The following is a 23,716-nucleotide window of genomic DNA, read 5'->3' as shown; positions in this document are numbered from 1 at the left end:
TCGATGAGGGTGTCGAACATCGCCATGTACTCGTCAGGTTTTCCGAAGTAATGGCCGGAACCCATCAGTATCAACATCGTGGCAAGGCTGCGCATGTAGAGTGGGGATTTCAGGCGAAGTTCCATGACCCTGGACTTTCTGCAGAGCGGCGTTCCGACGGCAGATCTCGAAGCGGAGTATCGTCCCGTCGATCCCATCCCCGGTAAGCCCCCGGGCAGAGATCTGGATCTGGTTCATCAGGTACTTCAGAAGATCGTCGTACTCCACTGATGTACAGTGGGGTGAACGGTAGGCGGTATCGATGTAATGGATCTCATATCCTTCCCCTCGAAGAAGTTCCAGAGCGAGGTTAATCGGTTCGCATCCTCCACTCGTACCAATAATGCGGTTGATACCGTCTTTCATTAATATAGTTCGCCGAGGACGGCCTTGACCATCGAACAGGTCCCAACCGCGGGCTGGAAATGATTCTCTGCCGTCGTGACGACGTCACGGCTCCCCAACTCCGAGATGGCGACCGGGATGTAGTAACAGGCATAATTGTAGGGGACCTCCCAGATGGCCCCCGTCCATGTCACATTACGGCCGGTCCTGTGGGCCTTCTCGGCATCATAGAAGTAAATGGGAGCAAGATCAAAAATGGAGATTCTGGGTAGCCTTTACCCAAGTCTCTCCTTGGATTACGCGAGCATCTCGGTGAACGCCCGCACCCTTGTCAGAAGCTGGCCTGATGGTGGACCCACCTGGAAACTTCCCTCAAGGGTGATCGAAGGGAATCCGAGATCCTTGAAATGCTGCCGTTGCATCTCCCGCTGGATGCCGCTGAATGAACAGCCGACGTAACCGTAGAATACGATCCCACGGGCATTCACTTTGTTGACCTGGTTCTTGACTGCTTCGTTCTGGAACCGATTCGACCCTGCAGTCTGACCATCAAGGAAGTACCGAGCAACCGATTCGAGCGGTGGGAGATTTTCGTTGTAATCCCGTGCAAACGGCGTCGGGATCACCCAACCGAGGATTGCCCCGTTGGCATCATCGATCGCCTTGTACACCCCGAATTCCTGCCCACGCCCTCCTGCCCATACGAGTGGAACGAACGGTTCGTTGTGCGCAACCTTCGCCTCTTTCTCAAGTTCTTCGATGAGCGAATCGAGCATGTGGATATACTGTTCGGGTTTCCCGAAGTAATGGCCCGAGCCCATCAGCATGAACATCGTCGGAAGGCTGCGCATGTAGAGCGGGGACTTCAGGCGAAGTTCCATAACCCTGCGCACCTTCCGCATTGCCTCGTTCCGGCGTTTTATCTCGAAACTGAGTTTCTTCTCGTCGATGTCATTGCCGGACAACCACTTCGTTGCGAGGCTGATCTGGTTCATCAGGTGCTGTACCAGTTCCTCATACTCGACCGGAGTGCAGTTGGGGGATCTGTAGGTGGTGTCGATGTAGTGGACATCGTAGCCTTCGTTCTTTAAAATCTCCCATGCCAGGTTGAACGGCTCGCAGTTTCCACTGTTGCCGAGGATCAGGTTGATCTTGTCCTTCCGCAGGGAGAGTTCGCCGAGGACTGCCTTGACCATCGAGCAGGTCTCAGCCGGGAGCTGGAACTGGTTCTCTGCGGTCCTGACAACCTCGTGACTTCCCAGTCGTCCAAGTTCGGTGTACGAGACCGGGATATGGTCGGCCGCGTAGATGAACGGTGCCTCCCACATGGCTGCGGTCCAGACTGCTTTCTTGCCGTTCGTGTGGGATTTCTCTGCATCATAGACGTAACTCGTTGCGAGGTCGAAGAGCTCGGATACCCCTTCCGAATACTGATGCTCTTCCTCCTTGCTGTACTTGATGTACTCGAGTTGCGATTTGAGTTCGGTTACTGTTTTTACCATTGTTGATTTCACCTCTGGTTATGCGAGCATTTCCGTAAATGCCCTGACCCTTGTGAGCAGTTGTCCTGAAGGAGCTCCAACCTGGAAACTGCCTTCGAGGGTGATGCCCGGTACTCCAATCTCCTTGAAATGCTGCCGCTGCATCTCACGCCCGATCCCGCTCTGGGAACAGCCGACATAGCCATAGAATACAATCCCGCGTGCGTTGACTCTCTTCACCTGGTCCGTGACAGCTTTGATCCGATGCGTTGTCGATCCCGCCGCCTGCCCGTCGAGGAGATAACGTGCCAGGGATTCCAGAGGCGGTAATTCCTCATTATAATCCCGTGCGTAGGGTGTGGGAATCACCCAGCCGAGAATTGCCCCGTTGGCATCATCGATGGCCTTGTATACTCCGAATTCCTGCCCGCGCCCGCCGGACCAGACCAGCGGCACGAACTTCTCGGTATGCGTCTTCATCGCCTCTCTCTCCAGTTCCACGATCAGGGTGTCCAGCATAGCGAGGTACTCTTCAGGTTTCCCAAAGTAATGGCCCGAACCCATCAGCATGAACATCGTAGGAAGACTGCGCATGTAGAGCGGGGACTTTAACCGGAGTTCCATAACCCTGCGCACTTTTTGGATGGCCTCGTTTCTGCGTTTCAGTTCGAAACCCAGTTTCTGCTCATCGATTTCGTTACCGGTGAGCCATTTCGCAGACAACTGAACCTGTGCCATCAGAAACTTCACCAGGTCTTCATATTCATTCTGGGTACAGCGGGGTGAACGATAGGTGGTGTCGATATAATGGACCTTGTATCCCTCGTTCTTCAGAGTCTCCCAGGCAAGGTTGAATGGTTCACAGTTTGCACTGGATCCAATGATCTTATCGATTCCGCCTTTTCTGAGATACAGTTCCCCGAGGACCGCCTTGACCATTGAGCAGGTCTCCGCCGGAAGTTGAAAATGGTTCTCGGCTACCCTGACCACGTCATGGCTTCCCAATCGTCCCAGTTCTGTGTAGGAGACCGGGATATAATCGCAGGCATAAATGTAGGGGGCCTCCCAGATGGCCCCGGTCCAGACTGCCCGTTTCCCCCCGTTCTTGTGAGATTTTTCCGCATCGTAGACATAACTTGTTGCAAGGTCGAAGAGCCGGGAGACTCCTTCCGAGTACGTGTGCTCCTCTTCCTTGCTGTATCTGATATACTCAAGCTGCGAGCTGAACTCCTCGACTTTCTTTGCCATCCTTGAGTTCCTCCCTGATATTATCCCGTTCATTGAGCACTTCGACAAACGCTTCAACACGTGTCTTCAGTTGCCCCAGATCGCTGATCGAGTAGTCGATAGGGATCTCAAGTACCGGAATGCCCCTCTTCTGGAACTCCTTGAGGAAGAGGTTCTTGGTCATCCCGTAGTTCGGGCAGAATTTCAGGTAGGCGTAGACAACCCCGTCCACCTGGTATTCCTCGGCAAGATTCCCTGCAAAGGCTACCCGCTCTTCGAGGGGTTTCATGCGGGTGCATGGCGCCTGTTCAAGGTATCCTTCTGCAAGTGCTGCCAGGGAATCCCCGCCGGTATCGATCTGTTTTAAGAACGGGCGAAGTCCTGTGCAGTGATCTTCAACCACCACCCGTGCCCCGATATCCTTCTCGATGAGATCGAGCAGCCTCCGATCACCGTCGGCAACAATTCCACCGGCCATCATGAGCCGGAGTTTTCGCTGGCCGTCATCAGGAACTGCGACAAGTTTGTCGTAGATCCCTTTGTAGAGTTTGAGGAGCTCTTTGTGGGGCAGGTAGTAATACCCGCGAACGAGATCGAGGAAATCTCCTCCGTTCAGCGGAGGGTTTGCACGCTTGCGCAGATCGGAGATCTTCGTCAGTTGTGTCCTGATGGCATTACTCAGCTTGATCTGTCCCTTCAGGTCCTTGTCCGTGATGGTTTTTCCGGAAAGCTCCTCGAGATCGGTTTTTAGGTTCTTGAGTTCCGTGCGGTAGAAATCCCTGCTCGTCTCGTTGTGCATCACCCGGGGGAGGCAGTAGATATTCGTTGGAACATAATACTCGTTGATTGCCTCGCCGACCTTCTTCATGCAATCGCAGGTGTAGAACATGTACACCTTGTCAAGCGAGGAGACCAGCGGGTCCTTCTCCCGGAAGGCTCCGAGCACGCTCTTGGTGAAGTCACAGAAGACACTCTGCGTATGGATCTCTCCACTTGACACGGTTTTTGGATCGCCGATATGGAACAGGCGGACCGGGGTTACGCCGGCCGCGTTCAGCAGTTCCAGCGGGGTATAATTACATAGGTACCCTACCCGTTTGCCCTCGTTTTTTTTTGCACTCAGGAGATCCTGTTGCGCCTGGATTTTATTGTTGAACTCTGTCAGGTCTACGGTTGTAGCATTTTCTGTTTTCTCCACTGTAGAGCCGGTTTTTAAGAATATCGTCCCGTATACGACTGCTCCAAGCGCCCCTGCATAGATTGCATCAAGGGGCAGGTCGATGAACTGTGTATTTAAGAGCGATTCCAGGGACGCCTTCATCCCTTTATTCTTGGAAACACCGCCGGTGAATACAATATCCGGTTCGATACCGACCCGGTTGAGCAGGTTGAAGACCCTTCGGGCGGTTGCGAGATGAACGCCGGCTGCAATATCCTCTTTCTTCTCCCCCTTAGCTTTCAGCGAGATGATCTCAGACTCTGCAAATACCACGCACTGGCTGCTGATCTCTGCGGTCTTGGTGGATTTCAGTGCGACATCGCCGAGTTCATCGAGCTCGATCTTCAGGAGCTCTGCGACCTTTTCTAGGAACCGTCCGGTCCCAGCGGCGCACTTGTCGTTAAGGGCGAACTCCACGACTTTGCCGGTCTTTGTATCCACCTTGATGGCTTTGCAGTCCTGCCCCCCGATATCGATGATCGTCCGTGTTTTGGGGTTGAGATAATGAGCACCCATCGCGTGGCAGGAAATTTCCGTGACGATCTGAGTGGGGATATTCTCAAATTCCATCGAGATTCTGCCATATCCCGTTCCCACGATATAATCGAGTGAAGAGATCTTCACCTTTGAGGTCTTCTGCAGTTTGTCGATGAGCTCGTTTGCCGTCTCCTGCATGTTCGTTCCGGTGGGGATGATGGCAGTATAGAGACTGCCATCAGCAATGATTACTCCTTTTGCCGTCCGCGAACCGATATCCAGTCCAACGACCCTGGCCGGTATTAAATCCTGTGCGAGTTCTTTGGGGATTACACTATCAATTTTCATGTTAATTCACCTTCGTGTAATACGGGTTGTATTCGTTCGTGTAGACATCCGCAGGCGTAATTGAGCCCTGCTTGATATCGCCTTCAGTTTCCATCCGTGCAATCCAGCTCTTCACCTGGGAGTCTGAGATCAGAGCATGGGCCGGATAGTGATGGGCCTTGATGGCTTTTGCAGCCTGGGCATCGATACCGGGATAGTTGTATTGGATGATGATTTTGAGTGCCTCATCCGGATTTTCATTGGTGAAATCAGCTGCTTTGGCAAGAGCAGCGACGAAACTCTTTACGGTATCGGGGTGTTCAGATGCAAATTTATCACTTACTACGTATGCTGGGTTACCGGAATTGTCCCCCCAGACATCATAATTACTGAAGAGTTTCTTTACTCCCCCGGTCTGGAGCAATTTAGACTCTGTTACTTCGGTTGCCGATATCAGGGCAACATCTCCCGAGCGCAGGACCTGTTCTGCAAGATAGGGATTCCCGGTCTTTTGGGTATCCACGATCACCAGTTCTACCGCACTGATCGGGATATTGTATTTCCGCAAGTACTCTCTGATGGTCCATTCCTGGTTTGCTTTGAGCGTGTTGACCGCAATTTTTTTGCCGATCAGGTCTTTTGCCGATGTGATTCCGCTATTATCGAGGACGTACCAATTCCCACTGGATTCATTGTCATAGACATACTCGGGCGCAATCGCTTTTATCTTGACACCGCTATTCTGTGCATTGATGATCGCCATAACTGCAGCAGCCCCGAAGTCGTTGCTTCCACCTGCTATCGATGCCAGTTGTCCCGGTCCACCTCCACCGATTTTACCCGTCCATTGAAGCGTGATTCCCTGTTCCTCAAAAAATCCTTTAGCGTCGGCAATGGTTGCCAGATTCACCCAGGTTCCGGATTCATTGGGCACACGTATCGTGACCTTTTCCTTATTTCCTGATGCCTGGGTAGGGGATGCAACTTGAGTTGTTCCAGCATTCTGAACTGAATTGGACGAGACGGATAGGGCCTTGTTTTGACTCTCCCCATGGGGCCCCAGAAATGCGTATCCTGCAATTGCGAGAATTACAATTATCGCTCCTGCAATGGCCAATGTTTGTGTTTTGTTTGCCATGGTATATTCACCGGTATTTCCAGATGGCACGAATCAGAGACTTTCCTGAAACGCAGCCAGATTGTTTCCGGGATCTCTGTTTCCTGATGATTGTATGTCGGTTCTAATTGCCGGAGTACCTGCTTTCTGACGGGTATCCGCTTCTGGGAAATGGGATTCCCGGTTACACTTTCTTGTCATATTACTCCGTATATTGGCCCCGGTTTCATATACCTCTAGAGAAATCAGTAATTTTTGCCACATGTAGTCGATTCCCGTCACAGATTCAACAAAATTCTCCCGATCCCTCCCGTTTTTTTATCTGTAAGAGATAGTACTGGGCGATCATCAGGAACAGGACAATAAATGCAAAAAATTGCCAGTGGTCGGGCATAAGGTAGTGTGGTCCTGATACCGGAAACCCCACCCAAACAATATGGACTGAATTGAAGCGCCCTGCGTATGGATATCAGGATCACTGCAATTCCATGGATAATCCGAGATAAATTGAAAAACGCAGAAAAACCTGTATGCCGGAAATGAAACTCCGATGATTACCGCCCCTTTAAACAACCCCTTTTTTACACCGAACACATTGATATTCATGAAAAAAGGCATTGGGTGACGTGGACCTGATTGTCCGGGCAATCCCGTAGAATACTATCAACCATAAGAGCATCCCGGGAGATCGGGCCAGTGTGAGAAGTAAAATTGATACCATTCCAATCCAGGTACTCACGGAGTACATTCCCTGTGAACCGAAATGATCCACAAGAAATCTGACAGGAAGGACAATGAGCAGATCCTCCCTCCCCTCATCCCCCGAATCAGTCCAATTTCGGTGGATATGGCATCAAGACTGGGTGCACACAGCGGGATAATAAAACCGATCATGCCCAATAGAAATTCCGGAACAGGTATTTATCGTTATAAACCTGTAGAGCCGTTCATTCTCCTCCAAAACGCATCGGGTAAGGTTGAGGACACACTGATATAACCGCGGAGTATTCAGAACGTGTTGCCCTGTTTAACGAAAATGTAACTATAATGATGAAAATTAAAAAGGATACGGACGGTTCATCTTTTTTCACAGGGACTTCCAGACTTTTGCCAGTGAATCGCCAAGAACCTGTATTTTGAACTCGTTGAGATACCCGAAGGGGGTCATGGTTGTATCCAGTCCCCGGTCCAAGAGTGCCTGCTGAAGTGCTAGAAAAATTTCATGTGCATCATTACTTTCGGACTTACTGTCAGAAAGGTGGGCAAACGAATGGAGAACAACTTTATTTCGACCGGTCTTTTTTGCGAGCCAGGTGATATTATCTCTGGCCTTTTTGACCATCCGCTCTTTTTTGTCTGCGTCATTCTCTTCGATATGGATGAAAATGACAAGGGAATTTTCTACCGTATTCTCAATATTCTCATCGCTATTCTCGTTCAGATTATTCTTGAATGTCCTGAACCAGAACTCATGGGTATTGAACATTAGCAGTTTCATGTGATCCTGATCCTCTGAATCTGTCGGGGATAATGCCGGCATCTTTTGTTGAGATATCTGAAATGGGTTTTTGCATCCAATAAGATCGAATGTTTCGGCAAATTTCACCGCAATATATCACTATTCTTCATCCATCAGAGATCGGATCACCTCCATGATGAGTGAACGAAAATGAGTACGCGCCTCTGTGATGGAGATCATCAGACGATCTCCTGTTCGTTCCGTTGCGATCATTATCGAAGACAGGTGAGAATCTGTATCAACGTGGATGTATGCATTAGTGTAATGGCGGTGTTATGAGGAAGAGTTGAGAGATACCTTGTGACCTGCCGGCAGGATAGATACTCATATCAATAATAAATCCGTTCAATCCTCGTTTATTTCCTAAACCCGGCATATTTTGCCGAATTATACAGAATTAATATATTACCTGTCGAAATTAGAATCACAAGAAAATTATTGGGGATTATGAGCCAACCTGACAGAGAATTCAGAAATACCAAGAGTTACCGCATCTGGATTGATAAAACCGGGAACGGTCATATCCGAATAGTGAAACGGGTCAACTTCTGTACGTTCATCTCCCTCTGTAGGGAGACATATCTCACACTCGACAGAAAACCGGGTATATCCCCACGGATTAAAATATACGTGCCTCGTTCACTCAATGATGTTCTGTCAGAAAATGTCTGGGAATTTATCGCATTCTGCCAATCCTGCACGGACGCAGAGTTTGAAATGAGTGTGATCGGTGAATGACACTCACTGTCTGCAGGGAAGAGATCCTCCGTATTCCGGCAAAACCAGCCTTCAAATTATCCATTAAATGCATTGCAACGTAATGATTGTTGTAGGTGCAAGCACGATGGTGAGGATCGTCAGAATCACGATGATTGACGGATGTGCCTCAAACCAGTGATGTGAACATTGATTGAAAATCCCTGCCAGGGTGGCGGAGTGGCTACGCGGTTGATTGCAGATCAACTACATCCCGGTTCGAATCCGGGCCTTGGCTTTCAGAAGAATGGCTGGAAGGGATGCCTTTGAATTCTGATGAGTTTAGTTTTGGGATGACCTCAAAGAGAATAATTCTTTTAACTGGTGCCAGATCCAACAGACTTTGCCCCCCTATGCCCCTTCTCCTCTCGTCAATACTTCATCCATGCTGCCGGAACGGTAGCCATCGAGATCGAGCGTGACATAGGTAAATCCGATCGATTTTAATGTCTTCACCAATCTCTCCTGGATGACCAACAATTTTTGAATATTATCCTTTACAACTTCGATCCGGGCAATGTCCCCGTGCATCCTGACCCTGCATTGAGAGAACCCATGGGTATGCAGGAAGGCTTCGGCCTTCTCGATCATGATCAGTTTATTCTGGGTGATCTCGTCCCCGTAGGGAATGCGAGATGAGAGACAGGCCGCTGACGGCTTATTCCAGAACCGCAACCCCAGGATCTGTGCAATCTCCCGTATGTCTGCCTTGGTGATGCCGGCCTCTAATAGCGGGTGGAGGATCCCTTCTTCCGTGCTCGCCAATAGCCCGGGCCGGTGTTCACCTGTATCGGAGACATTGATGCCATCAGCAATGCAGACAAAGTTCAGTGCCTTTTTTCGCACCTTCAGCACTTCGGCAGAATTTTTTTTGCACCAGTAACAACGCTCTGCAGGATTTTTCCTGAAACGCTCATCATCCATAACACAGACGGGAATGATCTCCAGCAAAAGGTGATATTCCTGTGCAATCTGTTGTGCTTCTTCAATCGCAGCACGCGGGACGACCGGGCTGTCAAGCAGTATACACCGGGCGTTGTTGCCCAACACTTCGGTTGCGAGTACTGCAAGCAGGGCGCTGTCGACGCCTCCCGAATAGGATATGAGCATAGATCCCTTCGATGCGATGATCTCTTTGAGCGCTTGAATCTTTTCTCTCGTATTCATAGGGCACTGGAATTACATATTTGAACAAATAAGAAACTGATTTCTGGTTTGAACCGCATTATTCTGGGGCTGGGCCGGCACATCCGCCCTCACCTTCACGGAGCTGACGGCAGATCGCGCAGATTCGGTCGACAACCCTGATCTGTTCTTTGTCGATCATGTCATGGGCCAGTGCGGAGATCGCCGATTTCACGTCGTCTTCAAATTCTATCCTGTATCCGCGTTTGCCGGAAAGGTACTGTGAGACCGCGGACGGTGCAATATCGAGCATGCGTGCAGCGTCAACCTGGGAGACTCCGCACGTGACGAGTTCCACAGCAATTGCCGCCCGGATTGCCGGCAGGACATCCCAAACTATCTTCTGACAAGGTGCTTCCATGCTATCACAACGTTCTCGTTATTACCGTGAGTCACAGAGTTTTTCCTAAAATCTGGTCACAACTCTTCTTTCTCGTGATGGAATAACCCGCACTCCCTGATCGGAAGAATGAACGGGAGTTTTGGGAAGATCTCATAGGTTTTACTATATTCACAATTGTGAATTGTGCTGGGAAACCACAAAAATCTTTGTGTTCAGGAACCTTTCACTGGTTCGCAGGAACCTGGATCTGGTGTTATGGCATGCTCTCAGCATGTGCGTTTATCATCATCTCACATTTGACAACGGTAATTTTCGTGGCCTGGCTGCAAGCAGGTTGGACTGTCTGAAAGCAGTGATGCAGGTGATCACACCGTTTTTCTCCTTTCCGAAACTATCCGATGTCACCGTTTTTCCTGAAAAGATCGAAGAAAGCGGCAAAACCTGACCCATAATCAGGGTTTATTACCCCCTCTGTGCTATACAGAGTGTTCACAACTGGAACTGGAAAACAGCTCTGAACATACCCACTGTGAATATCACAGGGCCTGCAGCTGACCCGGAATCCCCGGCACAGCTGCCTGGCACCTGGGTAGTAGAATGCCTGATTCATCTCATTCTCCAACAATACAAAAACTCATGTTATGAACAATTTCCAATACCCACGTGATATCTGGCGGATCCTATGCTCTCAAAGAGAATTTTCGAGACCGAATTCACCGCTGCGCTGAACGAGGAACTGGTAAAAAGGGAGATGACGGTACCGGAACTCGCGGATCTCACCGGTATTCCCGTTTCCACGCTCGATAAAATCACGCTGGGTGAACGCGACCCCAGGCTTTCGACGATCAGGAGGATCGTCGCGGTTTTAGAGCCGGTGCCAGACCAGTTCATTGCGATCATCGCTGCAAAATTCCTGCTCGATATTCTCGAGATACACGATGTTGATCTCAGGGGAACTACATACGGGATACGGAAATATTCAGCAAATTCGTTTGAAGAATGTATTATTGCTGCTGCACGGGCAGAAAAAGAGGGGGCATCCGGTATTATCTGTGCACCAATCCTTGCATCGATCGTAGAAAAAATCGTAGATATTCCAGTCGGAATGCTCCGCCCTGAACAGTCAGTCGTCAGCGAAGCGATTAAAGCAGTTGTGAAACGCATTGGATGAATTATGCCTGCTCGCCCCTCTCTCCGCATCGGTCACCTATCAACAATGTATCATACCGCGTTCCTGCTACGAGGCTCGAAAATCCTCACTGATCGCGGGATCGATGCCACGTGGGAACTTTTCCCATCAGGTCCCGACATCATCAACGCCATGCACGCCGGAACCATTGATCTCGGGTATATCGGTCTTCCCCCGGTGATCATCGGTATCGATCACGGACTATCGCTTGCCTGCATCGCCGGCGGACATGTTGAGGGCACTGTCATCATCGCCGGCGAAGAGATCCACCCTCTTGTTGCATATAACAGCATATCGGAGTTCCTCAGACAGTTCTCTGGTAAGGCGATCGGCACTCCTCCAAAGGGTTCCATCCATGATGTAATTGTTCACGAACTATTGCGGGAACACGGTGTTTGCGATGTTACGGTGAAGAACTATCCCTGGGCTGACTTTCTTCCCGATGCGCTCGCCCGGGGAGAGATTGCTGCTGCCGCCGGCACCCCTGCCCTTGCAGTGACCGCACGCCGTTATAACCGTGCGAATCTGGTGGTTCCCCCTGATACGCTCTGGCCGTTCAATCCGAGTTATGGGATCGTGGTCATGCGAAGGATGCTCGAACAAAAGGAGATTCTTCTGCAGTTCCTTTCTGCCCATGAAGACGCATGCGAACTGATCCGACATGACCCGCGATCTGCTGCCTGCATTGTTGCAAAAACGACCGGAATGGTCGATCCGGATTTTGTGATGGATACGTACCGCATATCGCCCAAGTACTGCGCTGCCCTTCCTCCGGAATACATCGCCTCCACCCTGAAGTTTGTGCGCACCCTTCATGAACTGGGATATATCTCACACCTCATCGGGGAAGATGCGATCTTTGATTCTTCCTTTATCCGTTCAATCCACCCCGGGAGCCACCATTACAATGATGGAATCACCATCTAAACCGGATGACCGGATACTTGTCGACAAAAAATCCATCGTCAGGGCTATCGATGCCGCAAGAACTATCATCAGTCCCCCGGCAATCAGGGACGCCGGCCTGGAGAGATCGGTTGTCAGCCCCGGAAGGATCTGGATGCCCGAGTCCAGGACCGCGTCCGTATAGAGGGTGATAATCTGCGGTAACCTCATGGTTCCTTTGAGTATCATATGATTGTGCACGGGCCTCTCCCTGACTCAAAAACTGCATCTTTCCGTGTTCCAGAGATCGTTCCCGTTTCAATCAAAAAAGATGAGAACGGTTACCCATCTCCAGTTTCTTATTCTACTGTTTTACCAGAATCTTCCTGCAGCCACAGGCATATTTTCATCCAGTACTCGGAATGACTGTTTCAGAGTTCTGCATGGACTACACGGACCCCAGACATCAAATGGAATCAAATGCCTGATCGAGATCTGCAATGAGATCTTCTGCGTTCTCGATACCCACGGAAATCCTGATCAGGGAATCACTCACGCCCACTTTTTCTCGTTCCATCCGCGGGATAGAAGCATGGGTCATGGTTGCCGGGTGCTCAATCAGGGACTCGACCCCCCCAAGGCTCTCTGCGAGCCCGAACAGCCGCAGGTTCCGGAGGAATTTCTTTGCCTCTGTCTCTCCGCCGTTCAACTCAAAGGAGAGCATACCTGAAGAGCCTGTCATCTGCTTTTGTGCCAGAGCGTGCTGGGGATGCGATGCAAGACCGGGGTAATAGACAGCAGCCACGTTTTTGTGCGCTGACAGGAACTGCGCCACAGTTAACGCATTCTTCTCGTGCCGTTCCATCCTCAACGCCAGTGTCTTGATCCCCCGGGCGACAAGGAAACTGTCGAACGGAGACAGGATTGCCCCTGCTGCGTTCTGGTGGAAACGGAACTTTTTGTTCAGGTCGTCATCGGATGTTATCAGCGCTCCGCCCACCGAATCGCTGTGGCCGTTGATGTACTTGGTCGTGCTGTGTACCACGACATCCGCCCCAAGCCCGACCGGCCGCTGGAAATACGGGCTTGCAAAGGTATTGTCCACAACGACGAGAACCCCGGCTTCATGGGCGATCTTCGCGATCTCCTGAATGTCGCAGAGTCTCAGCAAGGGATTTGTCGGCGACTCCAGCCAGATGAGACGGGTATTTTCCCGGATCGCTGCCTTCACATTCTCCGGATCCCGGGCGTCGACGTATGAGAATTCAATACCGAACCGTTCCTGGAACACCTGGCTGAAGAGACGCCGTGTCCCTCCATAGAGATCGTCAAATGCAACAACATGATCGCCTCCTTTAAGCAGGCTCAGGCAGAGCGTGGTCTCGGCTGCAAGTCCGGAGGAGAACGCGAGGCCGTAGCGTGCGTTCTCGATCGCAGCAAGTTTCTGTTCGAGTGCAAACCGGGTTGGGTTTCCGCTCCGGGAGTACTCAAAGCCCCCGGTCGGCTCATCGACATCCCGGCGGGCAAATGTTGACGCCAGGTGAATCGGGACGACCACATCCCCGCTGGGATGTCCTGTCAGATCCGGTTCTTCACCGGCATGAATTGCCTGTGTATCAAATCCCATCTCAAATCACATCCAAAAACCCATTGTTCCTCATCCATTCATCGTTGAAGATCGTGCTCAGGTAATTGCGCCCGGTATCCGGGAGGAGCACCACCAGCAGGTCCTCTTCGGTGAGTCCCTGCGCCACTGAAGCTGCCGCGACCACGGAAGCTCCGGACGTTCCGCCAACCAGCAGACCTTCCTCGCGGGCCAGCCTCCGCGTCATCCCGAATGCATCCTTATCCGATACAACTATCACATCATCGACTACGGTCAGGTCCGCGGTTTTCGGGATGAATTCCTCCCCCGTCCCTTCAACTCTGTATGGGTGGGATTCGGGCTCAGTCCCGTAGAAGACGTGGTGGTAAATGGAGCCTTCAGGATCCACCCCGATGATCTTTATGTCTGGATTTTTTTCCTTGAGATAGCGCCCGATCCCGGATATGGTTCCCCCTGTCCCGATTCCAGCCACAAAATGAGTGATATGCCCGCCAGTATCCTTCCAGATTTCAGGACCGGTTGTCGCATAATGCGCAGCCGGGTTGTAGACATTCTCAAACTGGTTCGGGACGAACGAACCCGGCGTTTCACGTGCAATCTTCTCTGCAACCCGGTAATAACTGCGTTCATCTTCCTGAGACACGCTGGTTGGTGTCCTGATCACCTCAGCCCCGTACGCCTGCAAGAGGATCTCTTTGTCCATGCTCATCTTATCAGGCAGGGTGAAGATCGCATTGTACCCGCGCGAAGCAGCGGCAATTGCCAGCCCAACCCCGGTATTTCCCGACGTGGGCTCGACGATCGTTCCTCCATGCAGGATACGTCCGGCTTGTTCTGCCTCAATCACCATATTGACGGCAATCCGGTCCTTGACACTTCCCCCGGGATTGAGGCTCTCCACCTTTGCCAGCACCAGCGGGCTCGTCCCTGCCGGCATCACATTCCTGATCCGAACAAGCGGCGTATTCCCAATTAATTCTAAAATACTGTCATAATATCTCATTTTCACCTCCCCATTCGTTCATGTTTCGATCCTCTGTACTGGCTATCTGAATTTTGGTTTTTTGAAAAATACAAGCGCACAGGATCGCACCTGAATCCGACCTTTCAAAAAAATTCCGAAGACAGTGTCCGTGCCGGTGGTTACTCACGACAAGCAGGAACTGGGGGGGAAAGAAGGGTGATCGATGCATCGGAGTGGCTGCGTATGGTGACTGCCATGGATACGCGGCCGTACCTGAGGGAGATTGAATAGTTGGGAATTTCATCCCCGGCTTTGGTTCTGATTCGTGCCTGAGTCATATTCACGATCGTGATTATGTGATTACACCATGTTTCTGCATATGGTTATAAAAATATAGGGATTGCGGAAATTCCAGCACCCTCCCTATACAGGGAACAGGCGGACGGCAACACCAGGTGAACCCAGCAGCTCCCTTTTTGAAACGTATCTGTGACGAGTTAATTTTGAAAAAATGATCCTATTAAAATAAGAGATGTCGCCAAATACTGCCGTTATCCAAGGTTTAATTGCCTGGCCCTTACTCTGAAGATATAGAGATGTGCGGCAATCCGCACGAGAACAGCACAGTGAGAGACAATTAACAGGGCCGGTGTGGCAGAACGGTTAATGCCTTCGCCTGCAAAGCGAATGTTTGGAGGTTCGACTCCCCCCGCCGGCGTCCAGTGCAAGGAGATCACTACTTTGGAACTATACAGTACGTTGTCGAGAACCATAGAACCCCTCGTAACTCGTAACCCGGACAGAGTTTCCCTGTTTGTCTGTGGCCCGACGGTGTATGATTACTCGCATCTGGGTCACGCCAGGACGTACGTGGTCTTTGACGTGCTGGCCAAGTACCTTCGGTGGACGGGAAAGGAAGTGTTCTATCTCCAGAATATCACGGACGTGGATGACAAGATCATCAACCGTGCGAACGCAGAAGGGGTATCCCAGCATGATCTCTCACGAAAGTTTGAGGCGGAATATCTCAGGGATATGCGTGCTCTTGGTATAGATTCGGTGAGTTATTACGCCCGTGCCACCACACACATCCCGGAGATAATCAACCAGGTGGAGCGCCTGATTACCCGCGGTGCGGCATATTCCACAGAGACCGGTGTCTACTTTAACGTGGATTCATTCGAACGCAACGGTGAATTGTCCAACCAGGACAGGACGAACCGTGTCAGTCGCGTATCAGACGAAACAAAACAGAACCCTCTGGATTTTGCGCTCTGGAAGATCGGAGAGTTTGGGGAGTTCACCTGGGACTCTCCATGGGGCAGGGGCCGGCCAGGATGGCATATCGAAGATACGGCGATATCTGAAAAATATTTCGGGCAGCAGTACGATATCCACGGTGGGGGATTGGATTTAATCTTCCCTCATCACGAAGCCGAGATCGCACAGATGGAATCATTGGAAGGAAAGCACCCGATGGTCAGGTACTGGCTGCATACGGGGTTTCTGACGGTTAAGGGCGAGAAGATGTCGAAATCGCTTGGGAACTTCATCACCATCAGGGATGCACTCAGGACCTGGAATAAAGATGTACTGAGGTATTTCATCCTGCAGTCTCACTTCCGCTCTCCGCTTCAGGCCTCTGATGAGGGAATAGAAAATGCGGCACGTGCGCTCGAGCATATCCGGGCAATCGCACAGAAAGATACCGGGGTGAACCGGGAGGGAAGGAAAGCATTCATCGACGCCATGGAGTCGGATCTCAATACGCCCATGGCTCTCGCTGCAATCCAGGCACTTGCCTCCAGCGGGGATATCGAGGCGCTAAAAGAGTTCGGAGATATCCTTGGGATAAACTTCCTGCGCGAGACCAGCGCACCCCTCAGTATTCTTCAGGATATTCGGGCGGAACTGCGTGCCAGGAAACAATTCGATGTTGCAGATATGATCCGCGAGCGGATGGTTGCTGCCGGGATCACCATCACCGATGCGCCCCTCTGACCGTGTTCGCCTAATCTGACGTGCCGGGGATCCATCATGTCTCCGGCACATTCACCATTCTTCTCCCGGTGTTTCATGCACGGTGAGACATCTGGTGGGTGGTGACAAACGCATAAAATTTTGCGAACCTGTGGTGAGATGGAATTCCCGGTATCCATACCACGTGCATCTATTCGTACGGGCCGGCACAATTTCTGATGCTGGATGCCCCTCGGGAAATCTATTGTGCGGCACTGATTTTAAATTTGTTTCTTAAAATGAGTGGTCTCCCTCGAAACTCCTGTCACCGTGCCCTCCAATCGGACGGCTCCGGAGATGGAAGGGGCAGGGTTACATCAGACCGGAAAGGTACAGATGGACCATGTCTGGTATTGATCATACAGTCATAACCACTGTCCGAAGGCAAAGGTGAGGAGTTTTTCTCTTCGAGAAGATCCAATGATTGGAAAAAAGAACCGCTAGAAGATGAACCGATCACTCCGAAATGTTCCCTTTGAAACCATTTCACCCGGTTTATTTTTTCCATCTCGCCGTCTTTCGCACCCGTTCTACCTCCTCAGTATCCTCAATCCCGAGCAGGCCGGTTCCATGACAGGGTTTTGTAAAGGGAAAGATGATCTTTTTTCCCTCTTCGATACCGAGGGCGATCGGCGGAAGACCGATGATGTACTCGTCAAATAACCTGTAGCCTGGATCTACATACCAGATCTCTTGATAATTCTTCTCTGCATATTCCCGGCACTCCCGAAAGGAGGCCCCGAGCGGGAGGATCATCTCGTATTTCAGGTTCTCGATACAGCCCATCCGAACACCCCGTTAATCTTTGCTTTCAACTGCATCGGGTTGTGCACTGCTCTGTCGACGATCTTCTCGCAGGGGAAGGTTATCTCGTCTGCAAGCGGTCCGGGCTCTTTTCCGAAGACAACTACGACAAATCTTCGTTCCGGCAACAGGTAGCGCATCGTTGCTGCGTATGCAATTGCTGCATCGTTGTGCGCAAAGACCACGCAGAGATCGCAGTCCCTCTTCTTCTCGACGATATCGGCGATGCACTGTTCAAGGACCATCGTATCCGTGATATAGTGCTTCTCAGGGTCCGAGACCTTCAGGAGGTTGAGGACGGAGGGATTGCCCGCGATAAGCACGTCGGTACCTCTCTTTTTCAGGTTGTGCGCCACATGGAAGGCAAGCGCCTGTTGTGCCGGAGCCTCCGGACATCCGAGTACAATGAGTGCTTTTTCTGGTGTTGCTGGTATATCGGTCATCTCTTCTCTCCGATTGGTGCCTGTCCGTCGGAACAGATTTCTGCAGGTCCCATGGACTGCTGGCAGACTGGTTCCGCATCTGTTTCCTTGAATGGGTGATGGCAGTACGGGCAGGTGAAGTCGCATTCAGTCCCTTCGTACGGGCAGATGGTCATTGAGAGATCGGCGAGTGGATGTCCTTTGCTCCTTATCTCGAACTCCTTGTACCAGCCGAATGGTGCCCGCTTCACCTCAATCTCTTCACCCAGAAGTGCTCCTTCCAGCCCTTTGAGAATGGTGAGTGCGACCTGGGGCGACCCGAGCGTGCTCGTTAGATGAGCGTAGGGGTAGATCAGCACCCTCTTGACTTTGAGTTTTTCCAGTCTTTGCAGGATATTCTGATGCGCACTTGCGATAACATGCCCCGGGTTCTTCTCATCGAGTTTCTCGATACAGCAGAAGAGGACGACGCATTCCTCCATCCGATCCTCCCTGACAGCGATGGGCTCTGCCAGTTTTGTCTTCCTGGTCGCATGGAACCACATCGAGGACGCATGGATGGAGAGGATCCTCATGAGGTGCCCCGCCCGATGAGCACACTGATGGCATCACTGGTGATGAGGCCGATGAGGTGCTGGTCTTCATCGACAACCGGCAATGCCGATATGGAGTGTTCCTCCATCTTCTTTGCGGCTGATTCGATCGGTTCCTCTGAAACGGTCGTGATGACTTTTTTTGACATGATCTCATCGAGCCAGAGGAAATTTTTCGCCACTGCTTTCGCGATATCCCATGAGGTGACGATCCCCACCAGCAGGTTGCTCCTCGAGAGGACCGGCAGGTGATTGACCTCCTTATTGACCAGTCGCCGCGCAGTCACCGCAGTTGTCGCCCCTTCCTCGATGGTCGGTACATCTCTGATCATGACATCGCCGACGACGGTTCTCGAGAGGAACTGGGAGATCTGGTAGTTGATCTGGCCGGATTCCAGCAGGAACGCGTCATGACCGAAGTGGGAGTGAATCTCGCTGTACCTGACCTCGCGGTCATTCGCCGTCAGTGCCGATACGATCTCCTCAGACTGATAGGGAGGATAGAGCCAGTCGGAAGAGACCGAGATGACGAGGAATGATGCGTGCACTCCTGCCAGCCCTCCTGCGAGCGAGCCGTCTTTTGTCAGGTCGAAGTAATCGATGGCCTTGGTGATGTAGAGGTAGGAGTTGGCATCGAACCGGTGAGTGAAGGTATCACCCTGATGGTGGAGATAACTCTCCACGGCAAAATCCGTTGAAAAGTCATACCCAATTCGATCCTTCTCCTGGAGGGAGCGTCCGAACTTCGCACGCATCGACTCGTCCGAGAGGTACGTGATGTGGCCGACCATACGGGCGAGCGCGAGCCCCTTGACCGGGCCCGGCGCCTCATCCGATTTCGGATCATAGTAATTCCCGCCGTTCCATTCGGGATCTGAGGTGATCGCCTTCCTTCCCACTTCGTTGAACGCGATCTGCTGGGGAGTGGAGTACCCGGTCGCTGCGATCACGATCGCCTTCTTCATCATCTCCGGAAAGCTCACCGTCCACTGAAGCGCCTGCATGCCACCCATCGATCCGCCGGCCACTGCATACAACTGCGAGATGCCGAGATGGTCGACGAGCAGTTTCTGGGCATGCACCATATCCTGTATGGTGATCACCGGGAACTGTGCTCCATAGGGTTTGCCGGTCACCGGATTGTTCGTGGACGGGCCGGTCGATCCCTGACACCCACCGATCACGTTCGAGCAGATCACGAAATACCGGTCTGTATCAAAGCCCTTGCCTGGACCGACGACGGTATCCCACCAGCCGGGTTTCTCATCGCCCTCGTGGAATCCTGCTACATGGGCGTCACCTGAAAGAGCATGACCGATCAGGATTGCGTTGCTCCTGTCGTGATTAAGGGTGCCGTATGTTTCATAGGCAATGGTAAGAGAAGGGATGGTCTCCCCGCTCTCAAGGACGAGCGGAGAGGGATGACGGTAATACTGTGTTGTCACCGGTTCTGCGGATACTCTGGCCATCAACACACTCCCTGTTGTTTCCGGCTGAATCCAGCGATGATCTCCGCTGTCACCCTGATATGGCGGATCCGAGAGGTGTCGGACCTCACGGTGTCGCTTCCAGGGCCTGCTTCAGGTCGGCGATGATATCCTCGATATCCTCAGTACCGATGGAGAGCCGAACAAAGTCCGGTGTGATACCAGTATTCTTCTGTTCCTCGACAGTGAGTTGCAGGTGGGTGGTCGACGCCGGGTGGATGACCAGGCTCTTGGAATCTCCGATGTTCGCAAGGTTGCTGAAGAGTTTCAGGTTGTCGATAAACTTCCTCGACGCTGCTTCTCCTCCTGTGATCCCTACGCCGACGATAGGCCCGAATCCTCCGGTGAGGTACTTCTTTGTAAGTTCGTGGTTTGGGTTGTCGGGAAGCCCGGGGTAATTCACCCAGGCAACCTTTGGGTGTGCGCTCAGGAATTTCGCGACCGCCAGGGCGTTCTCCGAGTGGCGGGGAACCCGCAGGTGCAGCGTCTCGAGACCGATGAGGAAGAGCCACGCATTGAACGGGCTGAGCACCGCCCCGGTGTCTCTCATCAGTGAGACACGGATCTTGAAGACAAAGGCGACGTTTCCAAGTCCCGGGAAGTTCCCAAATGTCTCCCAGTACTTCAGGCCGTGGTAGCCGGGATCCGGTTCGGTGAATTCAGGGAATTTGCCATTGTTCCAGGCGAATTTACCGGAGTCAACGATCACACCGCCGATGGAATTGCCATGCCCGCCGATGTACTTGGTTGCCGAGTGCACGACGATATCGACGCCGTATTCGATGGGACGGACAAGGCCGACACCGGTTGTGTTGTCGACGATGAAGGGTATGCCGTTGTCATGGGCGATCTTTGAGATAGCCTCCAAATCCGGAGTATCCAATTTTGGGTTCCCGATGGTCTCGGCATAGAGAGCCCTGGTATTTGGGGTGATCGCCTTTCTGAACTCCTCCGGTTTTGTGGAGTCGACAAAGATGACATGTCGTCCGAACTTCGGGAGCGTGTAGTGGAAGAACTCGTATGTGCCGCCGTACAGATTGTCGGCAGAGACGATATCGTCGCCCGGTCGGGTGATGTTCAGGATCGCATAGGTGATGGCAGCTGCTCCTGATGCTGTGGCTATCGCTCCGGTTCCTCCTTCAATGGCTGCAATGCGTTTTTCGAACACATCCGTGGTCGGGTTCATGAGCCTGGTGTAGATGTTCCCGAGCTCTTTGAGTCCGAACAGGTTTTCTGCGTGCTCCGTGTTTTTGAACACGTAGGAGGATGTCTGGTATAACGGTACAACCCGGGATCCGGTGGTCGGATCGGGCACCTGCCCTGCATGGAGGGCGGTTGTTCCAAGGTGGAATTTATTTTCTGTCATGGTAATTTCCTCATTCTTTGTAATTTCTGGTGATGGTTCTGTCTGGATATTCTCCGTTGAGGTGAAGGGATTGATCTTTGAGAGGATGTCAACGATTTTTGGGGTCATGATCTGTATCACCTGTTGTGCAGCAGGTACGGTTGAGATACCTGCTTTACTTTCGAACGGGTAATTCGTGTTTCTCTGCGATCTCAGTGAACGCATCTGCCAGGTAACGGACCTGGTTCCAGTTGAGACCGTAGGTGTTCAGTTTCCAGGTTTTGGTTGCACCTGCAAACTCCCCGACGATCCCGTGTGCGGTCAATTCGTCACTGAAGAAGAAACCACGGCGCTTGTGGGTCTGTGCGACCGTATCATAGCTTCCCGTGGTGTCGACTTTGGTGAGGGTATGTTTTCTCGGGTACTCGGACAGTACCTTGCTCCCTTCGACCCGGAGGAGTGCGTCGATGAAATAATTCGACTTCTTCACCTCCTCGTCCCAGTGGAGCACACGCTCTTTGACTGTCGGGAACGATGCCATCATGGACAGCAGGGTCCCCCCCATCAGCGTGCATCCGAGCAGTTCAACTTCTTTAATCCCGAACTTGCGTTTGGTCAGGTCACCGACCATCGCAGTGGTCCTGAGTGCTTTCGGGGCGAAATCATCGTTTATTGCGAGGACTCCGGACGGCGCCACCGATGCCATACTCTTGTGTCCGGAGCCGACGACAAAGTCCGCTCCGATCTTCTTCCCGTCGACCGGTTGGACCCCGACCGTATATGCTCCATTATAGAGGAAGGGGATGTCGTACTGATGAGCGACCTTCCCGATGGCAGTGATCTCGTGCTCGTTGGCGAACTGGTAATCGTAGTGGTCGATCATGACGAGCACCGGGAGTTTTCCGGTCTCGCTCTTGACCTCCTCGATCTTCTGTGCCGTTGCTTCTCCGGTAACGATATTCTTCTCGTTCAGCGGCACCTCCCGGACAACACCGCCGGCATTTTCCACTGCCAGGAACTCGGTGTAATGGGCGAGCGCCGAGACGATCACACTGTCGCCTTTTCCGACCAGCGTGCTGGCAACCGCCTGGAATCCCCGGCGTGCCCCCGGCACGACCCGGGCCTGGTCCATGTTGAGCCACTTTGCAAGATCGTCGTGGAACTCGGCGATGCCGGGTCGGGTGATCTTGTCGAGCCGGAACGGTTTGCGGCAGAAATCGCAGGTGGAGTACCCGTCACCATAGGAAATAAGCGCTTTTCTCGCCTCAGTGGTCAACCGCCCTGCAGCCTGGATCGGGTGGATATTGATGTACTGCTCCTCGCGGGAACGGACATCCAGGGTATCTGCAATCTTCGTTACTCTGGGCGTTCCGGTGCCGGCTTCAAGATCTGCAATAATGGCCTTGAGCTCAGCGATCTTCTTCTGGAGCGCCTCCTCCTCTTCGACATTGAGACCGGTGGGGACTGCTTCTCTGAAGATTCCCCGGATCTCTTCGAGTTCGAAGAGGGCTTCGAATGTTTTTTGGATTTTGATACTCATGGGAAGACCCCAAGCCAGAGCCCGGAATCGAACCGGGATACGCTGATCTGCAATCAGCCGCGTAGCCACTCCGCCACTCTGGCATTGTTTATGAATTCACGATTGTGAATCTGACTATATTACATAACAATTGTGAATATATTATCATTGTGGAAACGGCGGTTTTTTCCTGAATCAATGGATGCCTCTGAAGATGACGAGGAACTTTCTGCAATTCCCATTGGAGGCGTGGGTATCGCTGTGCATTTAACCACGCAAACACCTCCATCTTTGGGATCTGCCCGGTTCAAAGCAATCGGGAAAATGAAAAATCCGTGAAACATAATATTTTTATCTTCTGTCAGCTGAACCCCGGCATCCTCTGTTCTGAGACTCCGATGAGAACGGGCAATGATGGAATTATTATTTTCAAAAAGAAGTCAACGGTCGACTCACCGGCTGCATCTCCCCTGCGCCGCATGGAAGAGCCGGGTTCTCTCTGCACTTATCGAGTATCCCCTGGTATTGGGGGATGGGACCATCTTATTCGACGCGAGAAGTTGTGACGCATTCGTCGCATGTTCAAAACGGAGTGATCGCACGAGCGAGGAAAAAACGGGTGCAGAAGAGCGACGTAACCGCTGGTATCATAATAATCAATCGAGAAAATGAGAGCCAAGGCCCGGAATCGAACCGGGATACGCTGATCTGCAATCAGCCGCGTAGCCTTTCCGCCACCGTGGCATCGGTGTTCACAATTGTGACTTCGCCATACTATCGTTGTCGGCGGGAATATTTATAGGATAATTTACTGGCAAATGTTTCCTGATCCAAAAAAAGGAATGGGT

Annotated in this window: 21 protein-coding genes and 4 tRNA genes; 6 read left to right on the top strand and 19 right to left on the bottom strand. The window is 51.8% G+C overall.

Annotation, left to right across the window (positions count from 1 at the left end):
* Positions 1-33: 33 nt before the first annotated feature.
* From ACFKSJ_RS04175 to ACFKSJ_RS04145, 7 genes are all read right to left on the bottom strand, one after another.
* Positions 34-405: a hypothetical protein gene (locus tag ACFKSJ_RS04175; RefSeq protein ID WP_440951002.1), complete on the bottom strand. Its 372-nt coding sequence runs from the start codon at positions 403-405 to the stop codon at positions 34-36.
* Complete coding sequence (locus ACFKSJ_RS04170; protein WP_440951001.1) at positions 405-578, bottom strand: hypothetical protein; 174 nt, start codon at positions 576-578, stop codon at positions 405-407. Before ACFKSJ_RS04170 ends, ACFKSJ_RS04175 begins: the two co-directional genes overlap by 1 nt.
* A 102-nt stretch (positions 579-680) precedes the next feature.
* Entirely contained in the window at positions 681-1,886 is a 1,206-nt protein-coding gene (locus ACFKSJ_RS04165) for a 2-hydroxyacyl-CoA dehydratase (RefSeq protein ID WP_440951000.1), read from the bottom strand.
* 18 nt (positions 1,887-1,904) lie between these two features.
* Positions 1,905-3,113: a 2-hydroxyacyl-CoA dehydratase gene (locus ACFKSJ_RS04160; protein WP_440950999.1), complete on the bottom strand. Its 1,209-nt coding sequence runs from the start codon at positions 3,111-3,113 to the stop codon at positions 1,905-1,907.
* A complete protein-coding gene (locus ACFKSJ_RS04155) occupies positions 3,076-5,136 on the bottom strand; it encodes a 2-hydroxyacyl-CoA dehydratase (protein WP_440950998.1) in 2,061 nt (686 codons plus the stop codon). The genes ACFKSJ_RS04160 and ACFKSJ_RS04155 overlap by 38 nt, the downstream gene beginning before the upstream one ends.
* A 1-nt stretch (position 5,137) precedes the next feature.
* Positions 5,138-6,253, bottom strand: coding sequence for an ABC transporter substrate-binding protein (locus ACFKSJ_RS04150; RefSeq protein WP_440950997.1), 1,116 nt, complete (start codon positions 6,251-6,253; stop codon positions 5,138-5,140).
* Positions 6,254-7,319: 1,066 nt separating this feature from the next.
* Positions 7,320-7,838 carry a threonyl-tRNA synthetase editing domain-containing protein gene (locus ACFKSJ_RS04145; protein ID WP_440950996.1) on the bottom strand — a complete coding sequence of 173 codons (519 nt, stop codon included), beginning with the start codon at positions 7,836-7,838 and terminating at the stop codon, positions 7,320-7,322.
* An 835-nt stretch (positions 7,839-8,673) separates the two neighbouring features.
* On the opposite strand from ACFKSJ_RS04145, the gene ACFKSJ_RS04140 reads away from it, so the two are divergent.
* A tRNA-Cys gene (locus tag ACFKSJ_RS04140) sits at positions 8,674-8,745 on the top strand.
* Positions 8,746-8,858: 113 nt separating this feature from the next.
* On the opposite strand, the gene larE is transcribed toward ACFKSJ_RS04140, so the two are convergent.
* The gene (gene larE, locus ACFKSJ_RS04135) at positions 8,859-9,674 is read right to left on the bottom strand and encodes an ATP-dependent sacrificial sulfur transferase LarE (protein WP_440950995.1); all 816 of its coding nucleotides are present in this window, start codon (positions 9,672-9,674) and stop codon (positions 8,859-8,861) included.
* A gap of 58 nt (positions 9,675-9,732) precedes the next feature.
* Positions 9,733-10,053 (bottom strand): transcriptional regulator, encoded by a 321-nt coding sequence (locus ACFKSJ_RS04130; RefSeq protein WP_440950994.1) that lies wholly within the window; start codon positions 10,051-10,053, stop codon positions 9,733-9,735.
* 664 nt (positions 10,054-10,717) lie between these two features.
* Here ACFKSJ_RS04130 and ACFKSJ_RS04125 point away from each other — a divergent pair.
* The 3 genes from ACFKSJ_RS04125 to ACFKSJ_RS04115 are packed head-to-tail and all read left to right on the top strand — an operon-like array spanning position 10,718 to position 12,314.
* Positions 10,718-11,206: a helix-turn-helix domain-containing protein gene (locus tag ACFKSJ_RS04125; RefSeq protein WP_440950993.1), complete on the top strand. Its 489-nt coding sequence runs from the start codon at positions 10,718-10,720 to the stop codon at positions 11,204-11,206.
* 3 nt (positions 11,207-11,209) lie between these two features.
* Entirely contained in the window at positions 11,210-12,151 is a 942-nt protein-coding gene (locus ACFKSJ_RS04120) for an ABC transporter substrate-binding protein (RefSeq protein WP_440950992.1), read from the top strand.
* Positions 12,135-12,314, top strand: coding sequence for a hypothetical protein (locus ACFKSJ_RS04115; protein WP_440950991.1), 180 nt, complete (start codon positions 12,135-12,137; stop codon positions 12,312-12,314). Before ACFKSJ_RS04120 ends, ACFKSJ_RS04115 begins: the two co-directional genes overlap by 17 nt.
* 261 nt (positions 12,315-12,575) lie before the next feature.
* On the opposite strand, the gene ACFKSJ_RS04110 is transcribed toward ACFKSJ_RS04115, so the two are convergent.
* Together ACFKSJ_RS04110 and ACFKSJ_RS04105 are read right to left on the bottom strand one after the other, a co-directional pair.
* Positions 12,576-13,736: a cystathionine gamma-synthase gene (locus ACFKSJ_RS04110; protein WP_440950990.1), complete on the bottom strand. Its 1,161-nt coding sequence runs from the start codon at positions 13,734-13,736 to the stop codon at positions 12,576-12,578.
* A 1-nt stretch (position 13,737) separates the two neighbouring features.
* Positions 13,738-14,718, bottom strand: a complete 981-nt coding sequence (locus tag ACFKSJ_RS04105) for a PLP-dependent cysteine synthase family protein (protein ID WP_440950989.1) — start codon at positions 14,716-14,718, stop codon at positions 13,738-13,740.
* A gap of 606 nt (positions 14,719-15,324) precedes the next feature.
* On the opposite strand from ACFKSJ_RS04105, the gene ACFKSJ_RS04100 reads away from it, so the two are divergent.
* Positions 15,325-15,397, top strand: a tRNA-Cys gene (locus ACFKSJ_RS04100).
* On the top strand, positions 15,367-16,680 hold the full coding sequence (gene cysS / locus ACFKSJ_RS04095; RefSeq protein WP_440950988.1) for a cysteine--tRNA ligase: 1,314 nt from the start codon (positions 15,367-15,369) through the stop codon (positions 16,678-16,680). Before ACFKSJ_RS04100 ends, cysS begins: the two co-directional genes overlap by 31 nt.
* A 513-nt stretch (positions 16,681-17,193) precedes the next feature.
* Here cysS and ACFKSJ_RS04090 read toward each other — a convergent pair.
* The 8 genes from ACFKSJ_RS04090 to ACFKSJ_RS04055 form a co-directional block, all read right to left on the bottom strand.
* The gene (locus ACFKSJ_RS04090) at positions 17,194-17,454 is read right to left on the bottom strand and encodes a DUF1894 domain-containing protein (protein WP_440950987.1); all 261 of its coding nucleotides are present in this window, start codon (positions 17,452-17,454) and stop codon (positions 17,194-17,196) included.
* 8 nt (positions 17,455-17,462) lie between these two features.
* Positions 17,463-17,945 (bottom strand): DUF1890 domain-containing protein, encoded by a 483-nt coding sequence (locus tag ACFKSJ_RS04085; protein WP_440950986.1) that lies wholly within the window; start codon positions 17,943-17,945, stop codon positions 17,463-17,465.
* Positions 17,942-18,499 (bottom strand): threonyl-tRNA synthetase editing domain-containing protein, encoded by a 558-nt coding sequence (locus ACFKSJ_RS04080; protein ID WP_440950985.1) that lies wholly within the window; start codon positions 18,497-18,499, stop codon positions 17,942-17,944. The genes ACFKSJ_RS04085 and ACFKSJ_RS04080 overlap by 4 nt, the downstream gene beginning before the upstream one ends.
* Positions 18,496-19,986 (bottom strand): homoserine O-acetyltransferase MetX, encoded by a 1,491-nt coding sequence (gene metX / locus ACFKSJ_RS04075; RefSeq protein ID WP_440950984.1) that lies wholly within the window; start codon positions 19,984-19,986, stop codon positions 18,496-18,498. Before metX ends, ACFKSJ_RS04080 begins: the two co-directional genes overlap by 4 nt.
* 85 nt (positions 19,987-20,071) lie before the next feature.
* Positions 20,072-21,370 carry an O-acetylhomoserine aminocarboxypropyltransferase/cysteine synthase family protein gene (locus tag ACFKSJ_RS04070; protein ID WP_440950983.1) on the bottom strand — a complete coding sequence of 433 codons (1,299 nt, stop codon included), beginning with the start codon at positions 21,368-21,370 and terminating at the stop codon, positions 20,072-20,074.
* Positions 21,371-21,524: 154 nt separating this feature from the next.
* On the bottom strand, positions 21,525-22,889 hold the full coding sequence (gene pscS, locus ACFKSJ_RS04065) for an O-phospho-L-seryl-tRNA:Cys-tRNA synthase (protein ID WP_440950982.1): 1,365 nt from the start codon (positions 22,887-22,889) through the stop codon (positions 21,525-21,527).
* A gap of 12 nt (positions 22,890-22,901) precedes the next feature.
* Positions 22,902-22,972, bottom strand: a tRNA-Cys gene (locus ACFKSJ_RS04060).
* Between the two features lie 569 nt (positions 22,973-23,541).
* A tRNA-Cys gene (locus ACFKSJ_RS04055) sits at positions 23,542-23,612 on the bottom strand.
* Positions 23,613-23,716: the final 104 nt, after the last annotated feature.

The organism is Methanosphaerula subterraneus (assembly GCF_052055875.1).
In the GTDB taxonomy this organism is placed as follows: Archaea; Halobacteriota; Methanomicrobia; order Methanomicrobiales; family Methanospirillaceae; genus Methanosphaerula; species Methanosphaerula subterraneus.
This window is presented reverse-complemented; position numbering and strand designations above follow the sequence as displayed.